Genomic DNA, 15,707 nt, shown 5'->3' on the forward strand with positions numbered 1-15,707 from the left:
AATCAAACAGAACGAATAATCACAGGATTGATAAAGTAAAAGAAATGGCGGAACTGGAAACAGCAAAATTGTTAAAGGCGGATGCGTTTCGCGCGCTGGGTTCGAAAATCGCCTATAACTTTAATGATATCGAAAAACGCTGTGAAGATTATATTAGCAATGTGCGTAACCAGACGCGTCAGATGATTATCGATGCGCAAGCAGAAGCAGAACAGATCAAGCAGGAAGCGTATCAGGCAGGGAAGCAACGGGGACTGGAAGAGGCATTACGCGAGGTAGAAGCCCAGGTTCAGGCCCGATCGGAAGCGCAGGCCAGTCAGATGGTAGAAGAAAAACTGGGTACCGTTTTCCCCGCGATGCAGGCAGCCGTTGCAGGGTTGCAGCAGGAGCAGGTCAACTGGAGGCAGACGTGGGATGCTGCCGCGGTCAAAATGTGTCTGGTGATTGCAGAAAAAATGGTCAGGCATGAGATCAAGACCCGTCCCGATACTGTGAAACCCATGATGAGTGAAGCGCTCAAGCTGGCATCGGGAACTCAGCATATCCGGTTCCAGATGAATCCGACGGATGTCGTCCATCTGGGAAAGAATGCACAGAGTTTTATCACGAATCTGACGGGATGTCAGACCTGTGAAATTATTGAAGATGAATCGATCTCCCCGGGGGGATGTATTATCGAAACACAGCATGGAACAATCGACGCCAGAATCGAAGTACAACTGGATCGTATTTTCCAGGAGCTGATTATCCAGACTCAGGACTAGCCTCTTCCATGTTCGATGTTTCTCAACAGATTAAACAGATTCTACCCTTTCGCCTGACAGGGAGAGTCACACGTGTGGTCGGGTTGACTGCATCGGTTTCCGGCTTTCCGGCACCGCTGGGATCCGTCTGTGCCATTGATCGGGAGAATGGTTCGGCAGTCGAAGCGGAAGTCGTTGGTTTCCAGAATGAAGAAACTCTGTTGCTGCCTTATGAAGATCTGGCGGGGATCCGACGTGGAGACCGCGTCAGTCTGATTCAATCGGTGCCTGCGGTTGCTGTAGGGCAGGGGATCCTGGGGAGAGTTCTGGATGGTCGCGGTCGCTGTATTGATGGTAAGAACCAGGCAATGCTTTCTCATCGAGCCAATTTAAAAGCCAAACCGATTTCCCCTTTGAATCGCCCCCGTATTGATTCCCCCTTGAGCACCGGTATCCGCACCATTGATGGACTGTTAACGTGTGGAAAAGGGCAGCGACTCGGGATTTTCGCCGGAAGTGGTGTTGGTAAAAGTACCCTGATGGGGCAGATGGCGCGTCAGAGTTCCGCTGATATTAATGTGGTTTGTCTGGTCGGGGAACGTGGTCGTGAAGTACGCGAGTTTCTGGATCGTGATTTAGGATCGGAAGGGCTGGAACGCAGTGTCGTGATCGTTGCGACAAGTGATGAACCTGCGCTGATTCGCTTGCGGGCCGCTCATCTGGCGACCGCGGTTTCGGAATTCTTTCGTGACTGTGGCAAAGATGTCCTGCTGATGATGGACAGTGTAACCCGCTATGCGCTGGCACAGCGGGAAATTGGTCTGGCTGCAGGAGAGCCGCCGGCGACTCGAGGCTATCCACCCAGCGTGTTTTCCCTCCTGCCTAAGCTGCTGGAACGGAGTGGTCGGACTGAATCTGGCAGCATCACCGGGTTCTATACCGTTCTGGTTGAAGCCGACGATGCGAACGAGCCGATTTCTGATACCGTGCGGGGAATTCTGGACGGTCATATCATGCTTTCGCGGAAACTGGCACATGAATCCCATTGGCCTGCAATAGATGTGCTGCAGAGTATCAGCCGTTCGATGAATGACATTACATCAGCTGAGCACCAGCAGTCAGTCGCTCAAATCAAGAAACTCATGGCCGCCTACCAGCAGTCAGAAGATCTGATCTCAATCGGCGCTTACCAGGCGGGTTCAAATCCGGAAGTCGATCTGGCAATCAAGATGAGGCCGCTCTGGAATGAGTATCTGAAACAGGGAAATACAGAAGACTCTGATTTCCATACCGCTTCAGAAGGGCTCACTAATCTGGTTGCCCGGATGCAGCAGCTTAAACCGATGAAAGCTTCGGAGGCGGGTCAGATCGCTGCGACCGATCAAACCGCACAAACGACCGGTTAACTTGAAAAGTTGAATAGCAATTAACGAATTTTATATCCTGTGTGAACCTGAGTGAGATGAAGAAATTTCAATTTCAATTTGAATCAGTGCTCAAAATGCGACGGCATAAACGCAGTATGTGCCGTCAGCTGCTGGGGGAGATGCTCCAGACTGACCAGCGATTGATTGATCAGGCCGAGCAACTGAAACAGCATCGCTCAGAACAGTTTCAGGAAATCCGGGTCCGTCAGTCCGAAGGGCGGGTGGATATTGATGGGACGACCAGTTTACGGTATTACGCTGGCCAGTTGCAGACTCAAATTCAGTCGGTCAACACAAACCGGGAGCTAATGGGGAAACAGATTGTCCTCTGCAGACAGGCTTTGGCCAAGGCCGAGCAGGAAGTCAAAGCCATGGAAAAACTGTCTGATAAACATCGCGAAACATTTCTCTATGCACAAAACCAGAAAGAAATGGTTGAGCTGGAAGAAACCTGGTCAGCCACACAGCAGACAGGAGGTTATCAATGATTCGTCCTCTGGTTGTCATTATCTGTGTATTTTGCGTGGCGACGATCATCTCGGAGATTCTCGGGCTCAGTTATTTATGGGTTCGCGGTCATCTGAATGCGGATTCTGTCAAAGACATTCGCATGATCGTGACGGGGCAGTCACTGGATGACGTGGAATTAGTTGAGGAAGAAACCAGTCTGCCCTCACGTGATGAAGTTGCAGAAACACGGGCCATGCGAATTCTGGAATTAGCAGCGCGCGAAGATGAAATCGAGTTGTTGAAAAGTTCGATTACGGAATCCTCCGATTTTCTCAAAAAAGAGCGACTGGTTTTTGAAGAGGCGAAAAAGAAGTTTGAAGAGGAACTGGAAATTCTGAAAGAGAAGAGTCAGAATGTCGCTACAAAGAAAACGCAATCTGTACTGGTTGCATTACCCTCCGGAGATGCAGTTCAATATCTGATGCAGCTTTCCATTGAAGAAAATATTGAACTGTTGAAAGGGATGGAAGGTAAGTTCATCGCCAAGCTCCTGAAAGAGTTCCTGGTCGCTCCTGACCCACTGGTCATCAAACGCGGGAAAGAGATTTTCAAAGAGATTTCACAGGATGAACCGTTTCGCAGCTTCTCTGACGGTGCATTAGACAAACTGTCCCAGAATAATTAGGTCGCGTACCTGAAACAGAGTTGTGATTTGTAACAGACACGATTCTTAAATCAGGTACTGCCTGACCTTCTTCAACCAGCATCGATCAGATCTCTAATCGAGCTAATGCAATTTTTCGCTAAAATTGATCTATTTTGTGTATTCTTACGTGATGTCTCGATGATGATTCTGACGAATAAGATACTGGTGAAACAGTCCTTCCCATTGTGGATACCACTGCGCGGTTTCCAGGTGACCTGCAGGGAGGCTGCCCTCAGTACTTATTTTTCTTAAAGGTAATGAGAAATGTCAGATTCTCACAAGTTTTCTCTGCTGGATCTCCAACCGCTGGATCTCAGTAAATACGGTAAGCAGAAACTTGATCTGAATCAGGGGGCAACCCGCAATCCCGACTCGAGTTACCGCAGACAGTTAAGTGAGTCCCTTTCGAGGAAACAGCCGAGTCAGTCAGCTGATCAAAAACCGGAAACCGATGCCCGACCCCGGGATTTGAATTCAAAACGGGCAATCGACGAAAAACAGAGCCCTGAACCTCAGGCTCCGGCTCAAAAACCGAAGAATACAGAATCGCCAGAGAGTCTGCAGCGCGATGATTCGGCTGAATTACAGACTCAAACGGAAGTTGCTGGCAGCGAAGCGGAAAAAACGGAAGTTTCGAGTGAACCCGCTTCAGTCAGTGACACGAGTTCAGAAGAAAATAAATCTGATACCATCAATCCGCTGGCAGCCGAAGTACAACAGCCTGTCAAACAGAAAGAGCCAGTGTATTCACTGTTTAGCGATTCCGCTGTCAGTGATTCCAGGCAACAATCCCTCCAGGAAGTCACTTCGACAGATGGAGAGATTCAACCGCCAGCCAGTTTTCAGTTCACGGACAATCAGAATCTGGTCAAACTGCCAACTGAAGTAACAGAAACAGAACCCGAAGGAGCTTACCCTATACCGGAAGGACTGGCAGCTTTACTGAAGAATCAGAGCGAATCCATTTCGTCTACTCAATCGACTGATGTCGCATTGTCGAGTGAACCTGTATTGGCAGAGCAGCAGAATCAGGCAGCAGAAAATTTAACCGCACAGGCGACAGGTGAAGTTGTTGAAGAGTCTGTTTCTCAACAGTTGTCTGCTGGGCTCCAGCAGGTCAAAGTTACTGAAGAATTGAAACAGGCAATTAAAGAATTTCAGGAAAAGAACTCCGATAACGGGAATGCATCGACAGAAGATTCAGAAGTTGATATTCAATCGCTCATGCAGCAGCGATATCAGAGTGCTGAAAATGAAAACCAGTCGGATTCCTCAGCAGATGAAACCAATCAGAGTGAACAGTCGGCGGAACAGACAGTTGTAGAAGACGTTTCCCGAACGGTCATCCAAGAGTTACAGCAGCCTGTAGAATCCACTCCTGATACAAAGTCTGAAGTCGTAGACCAGAAAACAGATGCGAAGTCTGAAGCTGTCGATGATTCTGCTGACGTTGTCACTTTCTCCCCGGTCCCTCCGGGTTTGAAGCCTGCCGGCGATGCTCCTGCTCTCTCAGTTGATCCATCCAGGCCCAGTCCACAAATTCAGGATACGACTGCAAATCAGCAGACAGATCACTCAAATATCCAGGTACTGAACGGCAACTCCACTGCCCCTGTGACAAATGAAATTGCACCGGCTGCGCCTGCGGGACCAGTGATTGATGTCAAACAGGTTGATCAACTGGTCGAGAGGATTTCGACTGCCGTCAAACAGTCTCATTCTACCGGGCAGCAACTGAAGATTCGTTTGAGCCCACCTGAGTTGGGAACGTTGCAGATTGAGGTCTCGTTGAAAAACGGTGAATACACGGCGAAGCTGGAAGTACAGAACCGTCATGCACAAAAAGTGATCAATGATAATATTGCCCAGTTAAAAGAGGCATTATCAAAGACGGGCGTTTCGTTAGATCGGATCGACGTACACATCAACACGGACGCCAGTGAAGACCAGCGTTCTTCTCAATCAGGTACGCAGTCAGACTCAGGAAATGATTTTAATTCTCAGCAGTTCTCTGATAACCCGCAAGACAGTGAACAACGTCCGGGTGAGCAGTCATTTGTCGAGGATGCTGTGAAGCAGGATGAACCTGCAGACCAGGATCGTCCCCAGGTCGTTCGTTCCCAGGGGATTGCATCAGAAAATGTCGAAGAAATAGACGTACAGATTTAACTCCATTTTTCAGGGATGAAGGAGTGCCATTATGGCCGTTGATGGAATTGGTGGAAGCAGCAGTACCAGCGGTACGACTGCAGTAGAAGTGGTTGATCCAGATAAAGTTGGCTTCAATGGTTTAACCGCCGAATCGTTTATGAAACTGTTGATTACGGAACTGCAAAACCAGGACCCGACAGAACCATTGGGGAACGAACAACTGCTGGCACAGATTTCCAGTATGCGGGAACTGCAGTCGAATATCGAGTTATCAGATACATTGAAAGAAATTACGACCGGACAGTCGCTGACACAGGCTGCTGCGTTGATCGGAAAAGAAGTGGAAGGGCAGGAAGGCCAGCAAAATCCGGTTGCGGGTGTTGTGGAGCGCGCCTTTGTCCGCGATGGAAAGTCGTATGTCGGCATTGGTGCTTTTGAATTGCCTGTCTCTGCAATTACCAGTGTTCAAGAACCTGCAAGTGTTTAGAGTTTTTAAGGTTACAGCAAATTTTTTTTGATGGGGTGCTCTGATACCAGAGACATTCTAAAAAAAAATGGTATGAATTGTTTCTAATTAGACGATATTCAGAACAGGGAGCGGCCTCAGTTAAGCTGATGCTGCGCTCTGGAACCAATGGATTAGGTTTTTACCTGGTTGATTCAACCGAGGAGTAGTCATGGGATTGACATCTGCATTAAATACATCGTTGGGTGGTTTAAGCCTGAATGAAACCAGTATCGATGTACTGGGAAACAATATTGCCAACGCAGGCACGAACGGCTTTAAAGCCTCAAATGTGCTGTTTACCACTCAGTTATCCCGTACATTGAGTGTGGGGTCACGCCCGACAACCAGTAATGGTGGAACGAATCCCCGTCAGGTCGGTCTGGGGGCCTTGAGTGCCTCAATTCGCAAAGACTTTACTCAGGGAAGTGTGACCAACAGTACCAGTCCCTCCGACCTCGCGATCCAGGGAGATGGGTTTTTTATTCTCGATGGTCCGGATGGCCAGGTTTACTCTCGTAATGGTAACTTCGAACTTAACAGCCAGAGCCTGTTAACAAACCAGAGCGGTTTTAAAGTCCAGGGGTATGGCGTCGATGAAGATTTTAACCTTGTCACCACAACTCTGACTGATATTGAAATTCCCCTGGGGGATTTGAACGTGGCTCAGGCCACACAAAACGTACAGGTTGGTGGTGCCTTGTTACCTACGGGTGTTCTGGGCACGCTGGGGTCTATTTTGACAACAGCAAATCTGACAGATGCCGGAAATGCCAATGCTGCCATTACAGGAACCACACTGTTATCAGATGTCGAAGAGACAATTGGTACGCCATTGTTTACTGTGGGTGAGACCCTGGAGTTTACTCCCAACAAGGGAGGTCGTTCGCTTGATCCAATGACATTGCTGGTTACTGGAACGACGACGGCAGCAGACTTTGCAGATTTCATGGATCGGACGCTGGGAATTCAAAATGGTAGCGGTATTCCCAATGATGCCACGACGGGAGCCCAGCCAGGTGTGACAATCACCGGCGGGGGGGCATTTCAGATCGTTGGTAACTCAGGAACGGTCAATGACATCGCTGTCACAATCGGTAACATCACTTCCGATGGTGCCACGATTTCTCTGCCATTTACAAAGTCACAATCATCCAACGGTGAAAGTGCCATTACAGACTTTGTGATCTTTGACTCACTGGGTGAGCCTGTGACAATGAAGATGACCAGTGTGCTGGAATCTCAATCGTCTAACAATACGGTATTCCGCTATTTTCTGGAAAGTGCTGATGATAACGATGGAGACATTGCCGTCTCTAACGGAACAATCACGTTTGACAGTAACGGGAATGTCACTAACTATACTCCCAATACATTTGGAATCAGTCGCGTTAATACAGCCGCGGACGAAATGGATGTGACACTGGACCTGTCAGATATTTCCGGTATTTCTTCTGCGAGTGCCGGTAGTACTTTGAAGCTGACTCTGCAGGATGGTTCCGATCCGGGAACGCTTGCCAGCTTCGTGATTGATGAAACCGGAATTATCAATGGTGTATTCGATAACGGGATTATTCGTACTCTCGGGCAGATCACTCTGTCTCGGTTTTCGAATCCCCAGGGATTGCTGGAATTCGGAAACTCGACATTTCAGGAAGGTGTCAGCTCCGGCCCTCCTTTCCTGGTGACACCTGGTAACTTCGGAGCGGGAACAATTCGCGCCGGTTCCATTGAATTATCAAACACCGATGTCGGTCGGAGCCTGGTGGACCTGATCGTGGCTTCAACGAACTATCGTGGAAACGCGCGGGTGATCAGTTCCGTACAACAGCTGGTGGATGAACTGCTGGTCCTGGGACGATAGTGAGACGCGTATGATGTTTCATGATCGCAGGATAGAAACTGCTTTGCCTGGGAGGTTGGTATTATGATCAAATTAACCCGGTTGAATGGTGAAGAATTCGTCGTAAATGCAGAGTTAATTCAATGCATTGAAAGTCGTCCCGATACCTTTATAACGCTGACATCGGAGGATCGGTTGATAGTCCGGGAAAGTGTTGAAGAAGTGGTGAAGCGGTCGATTGCCTATTCACGGGCGATCCGGCTGGTCCCCGGATTATAAAACTGAAATACAGGCTGGTGAGCTCTACCGGGCAGTGATTTGAATTTACAGTGGCTGACAGGCCACTATCAACAGGAACGTCGACAGAAATGGATAAGGCAACCGCTGGTGGATTAGTTTCCGGGATCGCATTGCTGCTGTTGGCGATTGCGATTGCGCCGGGATCCAGTTTTGCTGCCTTTATCGATATTCCCTCGGCTGCGGTCGTGGTGGGGGGGGCTATCGCTGCCTGCTTTATTGCGTTTCCAGGCGCAGCAATGTTGCTGTTTCCCAAGGTACTCAAGAAGGTATTCTTTCCCAAACAGCAGGAACTGGCGCCCGTGATCACTCAAATCGTGGAGTTTGCAGAGATTGCCCGCCGGGACGGGATCCTGGCATTAGAAGCCAAAACCGAAGAGATCGAGGACCCCTTTATTCTCCTGGGCGTCCAGATGGCGGTGGATGGGACCGATGTGGATCTCATGGAACAGATCCTGAGAACCGAAATGGAAGCAGTTGCCGGCAGGCATAAAAACGGAAAATCACTGATGGATACCGTGGGGCGTTACGCTCCGGCGTTCGGGATGATCGGAACGTTGATGGGGTTGATCATCATGCTGGGAAACATGGATGACCCTGAAGCGATCGGCCCTGGTATGGCGGTGGCATTGATTACGACATTATACGGCGCGCTGGTTTCCAACCTGTTCTTCCTCCCGTTTGCGGATAAGCTGGCATTTTACAGCAAACAGGAATTTCAAGTCCGTGAAGTCATCATCAAAGGGCTGATTGCCATTCAGGAAGGTGATAATCCGCGCGTGATTGAACAAAAACTGAATACCTTTTTACCACAGGATCAGCGGGTGGGCAAAGACAGCCAGGCAGCCTGATTTTGTGAAGTTGCTCCCGAACTACTGATTCGTTCCAGTATCAATTTGGTTTTGATATTCACAGACCGCAAAGGAGAGTACTCAGATGGCGATGCCGGAAGAAGATGCACCTCCTGGCGTTCCGGAATGGGTAGTGACGTATGGTGATATGATGTCATTATTGCTGACATTTTTCATCATGCTGGTCTCGATGAGCGAAATTCGTAATGACGAAGGCAGTGTCCGCGCCATGCTGGATTCGTTACGCGAGCGGTTTGGTACTCATCAGGGAACAGCCGCAGTCCCCGGTAAATCGCTGGATCCCACCAGTAACCAGAGCAAGCCCGCTTCAAAAGGCTCCAGTTCTGATGGCGGTACCAAAACGGGAAAAGAAAAATCCAGCGGGGGAGGCGGCCCGAATAAAACCGTCGAGCGTATCAATACAGGTACCGAAGTGACTCTGGGGGGAGCAGCCTGTTTCGGCAGGTTTTCGGCCGAGCTGACGCCGGAAATAAAACAAAAACTCGACATCATAGCCGAAATTCTTCTACCAACTCCCAATCGGCTGATCGTCCGCGGACATGCATCCCCAGAACCCTTACCAAAGGACTCAAAGTTCCTGGATTCACAGGAGTTGTCTTTTTATCGGGCTAAGAATGTCGCGGAGTATCTGGAGTCCAAAGGAATTGAGCCTGAAAGACTGATTGTCAGTTCAGTGGGTGACGCCGAGCCCAGGACGATCACACGTAACCCCGAAGAGCAATACTTAAATCGTCGGGTTGACGTATTTTTAATTGATGCGTATATAGTCTCTCTTAAGACAGGCAATCGTTAAACCAAGACGATTGAATTGACCTGATCGAGCGTTTTTCAGATTCACTCGGTTATATTTCGCTGAACCTGTAACCAACAGATCCGCACACAGCGGAGCGTAGATAAAAGACAACGGATTTGTCTTTGCGCAAACAGGATGCGAGAGTTCAAGGAGGAGACTCGTGGCAACAGACACCGATACGCAAGAGCCTGGTGTCGATACGGAGGCGGTTGCTTCAACTGAAGAAGGAGCACCCCAGGCGCAATCAAAAGGGAAACTGCTCAAGATTGGAGGCTTGTTACTTCTGGTAATCATCCTGCAGATCGGCATTTCCTACTGGCTGCTGACTCCACCGGCTCAACCTGCTGAACTGGCAGAAGATTCGCTTTCGAAAGGGAGTGAAAACCTGCAGGTTACGACAGCTGAAGTGCCCGTCGATAATTTCAGCGTGACCAACAATATCGCCGAACCGGGAGCGACCATTCATGTCACATTTAATCTGGTGGCGCTGGTCGAACAGGGGGCCGCTGCTGATTTTGATTCAATGGTCAAAGAGCAGAATAAAGCACGTGTCAAGCAGGCGGTCATTGAAGTCGTGCGAAAATCCAATCTGAGCGATCTGAATGATCCGCAGCTCAGTACGGTGAAACGCATGATGAAAGAGTCCATTAACAAGGTTCTCAAGAAAAGTTATGTCATCGAGACTGTGATCAGCGAATATCGCACAATGACACAATAAAGCATGCATAGCATAGCGGGATGGTAACGTGGCTGAAGAGAATGATGATCTTCTGGATCCGTCTGAAATTGAAAAACTGCTGAATTCCCAAGGGCAGGGTGCGCCTGCTGAAACTCCGTCTGCCGAAGGAAAATCAGATAATCTTCTCGATCCTGCTGATATTGAAAAATTACTGCAGGGAGCCGGAGCCGCAGAAAGCGATGGTGCAGACAATCCAGGAGAGGTTGTCAACAACGACGATATCGATGCCCTGTTTAATCAGCATTCTTCTGACGCAGATGATCAGTCAGGAATGCCATTTTCTTCGCGAGAAGAAACGGAAGCATTATTAAATCAGGCCGAAGCGAATCTGGCAGCAGCAATTTCACCCAATCTGGGGCCCGGAAGCGGGATCCCGAATGATCTGGGGGGAACCAAATCGTTTGAATTCCCTAATTTTGAGTCAATGGTCAGTAATCCAGAAGAAGCGATGAAACTGTCATCGCTGCAGAATGTAGAACTGGACCTGTGCATTGAGTTAGGTAGAACAGAACTGCTGATTGAAGAAGTTTTAAAAATGAAAGAGGGCGTCGTGGTTCCTCTGGACAAGCTGGCGGGTGATCCGGTTGATATTCTGGTGAATGGTCGGATTATCGCGCGTGGTGAAGTGCTGGTCCTGAATGATAATTTCTGCGTCCGTGTGGCAGAGATTATTTCTCCGGAACTGTAAACGGTGGCTGGAAATCTATGCTCCCGTGCAGCGGGAAACTGACGACGTAAAGGATGCGATGATTCGTCTTTGTAATTTAACTCTGCTGGCCTTATTGTGCTCTCTGATTTGTACCCCTCTCGTGCATTCAGCAGACAATCCTGCCTTTACGCAACCTGCGGAATTTCGTAATCAGAGTCATACGTCAGAGCGGTACCCGCAAAAACATCAGCAACGGATGCAAAGCGGAACAACGCGACCAGTGGTACAAACCAGCCGGACAGGTTCTGTTTCCGATTCGAAGACGCTCAACGGTACAAGAACTCAGACATTGCTTCCGCGGAGTGGAGCCGATGTGCGGAAGTCCGAGTCCAATCCCATCACTCCTTTAGAGCGTCAGAAGCAGCCGGTTTCGGGCTCTTCAAGTCAAACTCTCAGTAAGCGGGCTCCCTCGATCTGGGGGACATTCGGTGCATTACTGGTTGTGATTTCGATTATCCTGGTGGGGGCAAAGTTATTCAAAAAGCATCATCCGCTCGGCTCAGCGGGCTTGCCTCGTGAAGTGATGGAAGTGCTGGGAAAGAAACCACTGGATGCCCGACAGACCATCCATTTCGTGCGGTGTGGGTCCCGGATTCTGATCCTGGGTTCCTCTCCCGCCGGGCTGGAAATGCTCAGTGAAGTAGTAGATCCGGTCGAGGTCGATCTGATAACGGGTATGTGCCGGGAGGACGCTGAGTCATCTCGAGCGGCGAATTCATTTCTCAACCTGTTTCAAAGCGTACAGAAAAAAGAGGAGCCACGTTTTACTCGACCGGCAACGGAACCGTTTCAGAACACTGAAGAATCAGAACCTGCTGGAACACCAGAGCAGGAACCGTTTTCAGATTATGACTCGGCAGTGAACCGTTTACAGCAGAAACTGCTGCATTCCCCTCGTCAGTCCCTGAATGAGCGTGCGGAGTCCGATCATGCATAGCCGGGGGGGCGTTCCAAACCTGATCACAGCTAAGATGACCGAAGCAGCAGTCCGAATTCTGCTGCCGGTACTGGTCATGCTCTGGCTGGGACTGTCTGCGCAGAGCGCCCAGGCACAGCCAACTCCCTCCAGTCAGGCTTTATCCAATCAGGGAGTAACCAGCCAGAACCCGACTCAAGCACCGGTTCAGCCGGTATTCATGTCTCAAGACAACCAGCAAGGGGGCGCGGGTGTGCCTGAGATGCTGGATGTCGAACAGATGACATCTCCACAGGGGCTGAATTCGACACTGAAGCTGTTTTTGCTGCTGACAGTATTGAGCCTGGCCCCTTCGATTCTGATAATGACGACGAGTTTTATCCGTTTCGTGATCGTGTTCGGGTTACTGCGTCAGGCGCTGGGAACCCAGCAACTGCCTCCCAACCAGGTACTGACAAGCTTAAGTCTGTTTCTGACAATCATGGTGATGGCACCTATCTGGGAAAAAGCATATGAAGAGGGCATCGTGCCTTACACCAATCAGACTCAGCAGGCACCGGTTTCACTCGAAGCTGCTTTTCAGAAAACGGTAGCACCCCTGCGGAAATTTATGAGTGATCAGATTGAGTTAACGGGCAACAGCGACACCGTCTGGATGTTCCTGGATTACCAGCAGCCTCTGCCAGGTTCACCCGGGGCTGAATCGTATCAGCCACCCCGGGACTATGATGAGGTGCCACTGACGGTTTTATTACCGGCCTATATGTTGAGTGAAGTGAAGACGGCCTTTCTGATCGGTTTTCAACTGTATCTGCCGTTCATTGTGATCGATATGGTGATCAGTTCCATCCTGATCAGCATGGGGATGATGATGCTGCCGCCCGTTCTCATTTCCTTACCCTTTAAAATTCTGTTGTTTGTTTTGATTGATGGCTGGTTACTGACAGTCGGGATGTTACTGGAAAGTATCAGGGCCGTCGGTTGATGTCGGGCGCTCAGGTTGCGCCTGGATCTTTCTTAATTTCAGGTAAAAGTTATGGATACATCCACTGTTCTCGATCTGGGACGTGAAGGATTACTGATCATGCTGGAAGTCAGTGGCCCGGTCATGCTGACTGCTGTTGTGGTCGGCCTGGTGATCAGTATTGGACAGGCTGTCACTCAGATTCAGGATCAGACCATCAGTTTCGTTCCCAAAATTATCATGATGGTGCTGGCGATCCTGTATACGCTGCCCTGGATCACCTCATTAATGGTGGAATACAGTACGAATCTGATTACCAATATTCCGACACGTCTTTAACTGCCGGCTTCGAATGAACCAGGGAAACAACGAGTCCCGTGAGCGAACTCCTCGATCAATATGTGATGAATCCGATCCTGCAGCTGGCTCCGGGACAGCTGCTGCAGTGGGCAATGCTGCAGTTTTATGCGTTTACGCTGGTACTTGTACGAATCAGTGGTCTGATGATTATCGGACCTGTCTTCGGTCAACCGATTTTTCCCACGAATATCCGGATTCTGCTGATCCTGAGTCTGTCGCTGCTTATTACGCCGACGTTGCATGACCAGACGACGGTCGGCTTTTATCAACTGGACAGCAACCAGGATCAGCGACTCAGCCAGGATGAAGTTCCGGAGCATCTGCAGGATCGGTTTGAGGATCTTGTGGTCACAGCAGGTCGCCAGGCAACTCGGGAACTGACAGTCAATGATTACCGGTTCGTGACGCGAATGCCGAATTCACTGCTGGATTATGCCTGGTCCATCCTGGGGGAATTAACGTTAGGTTTTTCGCTGGGCCTGGGGATATATATCATACTACTCAGTCTGCAGATGGCAGGTCAGATGATCGATCAGCAGGCCGGGATGGCGCTGGGTGAAGTCTTCAATCCCGGTTTTGACATGAATGCTTCACTCAGTGGACAGTATCTGTATTTTATCGGGATCTCTGTCTTCCTGCTGATGGAACCGGTAAACGGTCATCTGTTAATGCTGTCGTCCCTGATTGATACCTTCCAGGTTTTTCCAGTAGGTGAAGGAATTGTATCTACGAATACGCTGGACCTGCTGCAGACGTTGATGCATCAGTCTCTGGTACTGTCGATTAAGGTGGCAGCCCCATTGCTGGCAATCAGTGCGTTAATCTCGATTTCGATGGGTTATCTCGGACACACGGTTCCCCAGATCAATGTACTGGTGATTGGTTTTCCCATTCGCGCAATGATCAGTCTGATCGTACTGGTTTTTACACTGTCGGGGGCTGCGGATATTGTTGTTGAATCCATTCCCTCTGCCATTGATCAGTTAAGCCGCAGTACCGTTTTATAATTTGATTTGAAATCGTTTTATCATGGCTGAGAATGATACAGGAGAAAAAACGGAGCAGCCCACGGATCGCCGGCGCAATGAAGCCCGCGAGAAGGGGAACATTGCGAAAAGTACTGACCTGAATGCAGCCGGAATGATGCTGGCCACAGCGGCTGTCCTTTATTTCTTTGCTGTCAGACTGAGCAGTGATATGAAAAACCTGATGGAAGTTTCGCTGACGACTCCTGTCTGGCTGCGTGTCGATCAGCCCCTGCTCATCGAACGCTGTGAATCCATCATTGAACTGTTCCTGGAAGGGACGCTCGTAATGATGGTAGTGCTGTTTGTTTCTGCAGTTTTCCTGAATATCGTGCAGGTGGGGTTCATGATGACACCGGATGTGCTCCAGCTCAAGTGGGAACGTCTGAATCCGATCGAAGGTGCCAAGCGGATCATTTCGATTCGCGGGCTGGTCAAGCTGGGGGTGAGTCTCGGTAAAATCTCCCTGCTGGTACTGATTGCTGTCTGGTTCAGTTATCTGGTGTTTCCCGGTTTTCTGGGTTTGATGGGGGCGCCTCCAGAAACGATTCTACGTGACATATTTAATTCCACCATTGAACTGGGACTGCTGCTGGCACTGGCGTTGATCATATTGGGGGGACTGGATTATGCCTTTCAGAAGTGGAAGCATGAAAAAGACCTGATGATGAGTAAACAGGAAATCCGTGAAGAAATGAAGTCGATGGACGGAGATCCGTTGATTCGACAGCGGCGTCGGGAAGCACACCGGAAGCTTGCCATGTCGCAGGAACTTTCCAAGGTGGAGTCAGCGGATGTGGTGATCACGAACCCCACACACATTTCGATTGCAATCAAGTACGATCCGGAATCGATGCCGGCACCGGTTGTGGTGGCCAAGGGAGCGGGAGAGATTGCTTTTCAGATCCGAAAGATTGCCAACGAACACGGAATTCCCATTATTGAGCGGAAAGCACTCGCACGCCAGATGTACCGCGATGTAAAAACCGGTCAGGAAATCCCCTTTGAGTTATATGAAGTCTTTGTCGAGATTATGGCCTACGTTTACAGCCTGACTGGTAAAACCATGCCGGATCAACGTTGAATTATCTGAGGATCAGTTGCGACATTCTGTCAGCAGAAGCGGCAGCGAAAATATTCCATTATCCGATCTGGCAGCATTGAGGGGGGATACCTGCTTTTCAGTAACAAATACGGGTTTTTCTGC

At 49.5% G+C, this 15,707-nt stretch carries 17 protein-coding genes; all 17 read left to right on the top strand.

Annotated features, from left to right (window positions below):
• Positions 1–44: 44 nt before the first annotated feature.
• The 17 genes from GmarT_RS10245 to flhB all read left to right on the top strand — a co-directional run bounded on the left by GmarT_RS10245 (position 45) and on the right by flhB (position 15,584).
• Complete coding sequence (locus GmarT_RS10245) at positions 45–764, top strand: FliH/SctL family protein (protein ID WP_002649054.1); 720 nt, start codon at positions 45–47, stop codon at positions 762–764.
• An 8-nt stretch (positions 765–772) separates the two neighbouring features.
• Entirely contained in the window at positions 773–2,149 is a 1,377-nt protein-coding gene (locus GmarT_RS10250; RefSeq protein WP_002649053.1) for a FliI/YscN family ATPase, read from the top strand.
• Between the two features lie 56 nt (positions 2,150–2,205).
• The gene (locus tag GmarT_RS10255; RefSeq protein ID WP_002649052.1) at positions 2,206–2,658 is read left to right on the top strand and encodes a flagellar export protein FliJ; all 453 of its coding nucleotides are present in this window, start codon (positions 2,206–2,208) and stop codon (positions 2,656–2,658) included.
• Complete coding sequence (locus tag GmarT_RS10260) at positions 2,655–3,305, top strand: hypothetical protein (protein WP_002649051.1); 651 nt, start codon at positions 2,655–2,657, stop codon at positions 3,303–3,305. The genes GmarT_RS10255 and GmarT_RS10260 overlap by 4 nt, the downstream gene beginning before the upstream one ends.
• A gap of 285 nt (positions 3,306–3,590) precedes the next feature.
• The gene (locus GmarT_RS10265) at positions 3,591–5,495 is read left to right on the top strand and encodes a flagellar hook-length control protein FliK (protein WP_002649050.1); all 1,905 of its coding nucleotides are present in this window, start codon (positions 3,591–3,593) and stop codon (positions 5,493–5,495) included.
• Between the two features lie 31 nt (positions 5,496–5,526).
• Positions 5,527–5,964, top strand: coding sequence for a flagellar hook assembly protein FlgD (locus GmarT_RS10270; protein WP_002649049.1), 438 nt, complete (start codon positions 5,527–5,529; stop codon positions 5,962–5,964).
• Between the two features lie 190 nt (positions 5,965–6,154).
• Complete coding sequence (locus GmarT_RS10275) at positions 6,155–7,846, top strand: flagellar hook-basal body complex protein (protein WP_002649048.1); 1,692 nt, start codon at positions 6,155–6,157, stop codon at positions 7,844–7,846.
• A 63-nt stretch (positions 7,847–7,909) separates the two neighbouring features.
• Positions 7,910–8,104, top strand: coding sequence for a flagellar FlbD family protein (locus GmarT_RS10280; protein ID WP_002649047.1), 195 nt, complete (start codon positions 7,910–7,912; stop codon positions 8,102–8,104).
• Between the two features lie 89 nt (positions 8,105–8,193).
• Positions 8,194–8,973, top strand: coding sequence for a motility protein A (locus tag GmarT_RS10285; RefSeq protein WP_002649046.1), 780 nt, complete (start codon positions 8,194–8,196; stop codon positions 8,971–8,973).
• A gap of 85 nt (positions 8,974–9,058) precedes the next feature.
• Positions 9,059–9,787, top strand: a complete 729-nt coding sequence (locus tag GmarT_RS10290) for an OmpA/MotB family protein (RefSeq protein ID WP_002649045.1) — start codon at positions 9,059–9,061, stop codon at positions 9,785–9,787.
• A gap of 160 nt (positions 9,788–9,947) precedes the next feature.
• Positions 9,948–10,505, top strand: a complete 558-nt coding sequence (locus tag GmarT_RS10295; protein WP_002649044.1) for a hypothetical protein — start codon at positions 9,948–9,950, stop codon at positions 10,503–10,505.
• 28 nt (positions 10,506–10,533) lie between these two features.
• Positions 10,534–11,214 carry a flagellar motor switch protein FliN gene (fliN, locus tag GmarT_RS29725; RefSeq protein ID WP_002649043.1) on the top strand — a complete coding sequence of 227 codons (681 nt, stop codon included), beginning with the start codon at positions 10,534–10,536 and terminating at the stop codon, positions 11,212–11,214.
• 58 nt (positions 11,215–11,272) lie between these two features.
• Entirely contained in the window at positions 11,273–12,172 is a 900-nt protein-coding gene (locus GmarT_RS10305; protein WP_157158997.1) for a FliO/MopB family protein, read from the top strand.
• The gene (gene fliP, locus GmarT_RS10310) at positions 12,165–13,136 is read left to right on the top strand and encodes a flagellar type III secretion system pore protein FliP (RefSeq protein ID WP_230682340.1); all 972 of its coding nucleotides are present in this window, start codon (positions 12,165–12,167) and stop codon (positions 13,134–13,136) included. Before GmarT_RS10305 ends, fliP begins: the two co-directional genes overlap by 8 nt.
• A gap of 51 nt (positions 13,137–13,187) precedes the next feature.
• Positions 13,188–13,454, top strand: a complete 267-nt coding sequence (gene fliQ / locus GmarT_RS10315) for a flagellar biosynthesis protein FliQ (RefSeq protein ID WP_002649040.1) — start codon at positions 13,188–13,190, stop codon at positions 13,452–13,454.
• A gap of 38 nt (positions 13,455–13,492) precedes the next feature.
• On the top strand, positions 13,493–14,482 hold the full coding sequence (locus GmarT_RS10320) for a flagellar biosynthetic protein FliR (RefSeq protein ID WP_002649039.1): 990 nt from the start codon (positions 13,493–13,495) through the stop codon (positions 14,480–14,482).
• A gap of 22 nt (positions 14,483–14,504) precedes the next feature.
• On the top strand, positions 14,505–15,584 hold the full coding sequence (flhB, locus tag GmarT_RS10325) for a flagellar biosynthesis protein FlhB (RefSeq protein ID WP_149302629.1): 1,080 nt from the start codon (positions 14,505–14,507) through the stop codon (positions 15,582–15,584).
• Positions 15,585–15,707 lie beyond the last annotated feature (123 nt).

Source organism: Gimesia maris, assembly GCF_008298035.1.
Classification (GTDB): Bacteria; Planctomycetota; Planctomycetia; order Planctomycetales; family Planctomycetaceae; genus Gimesia; species Gimesia maris.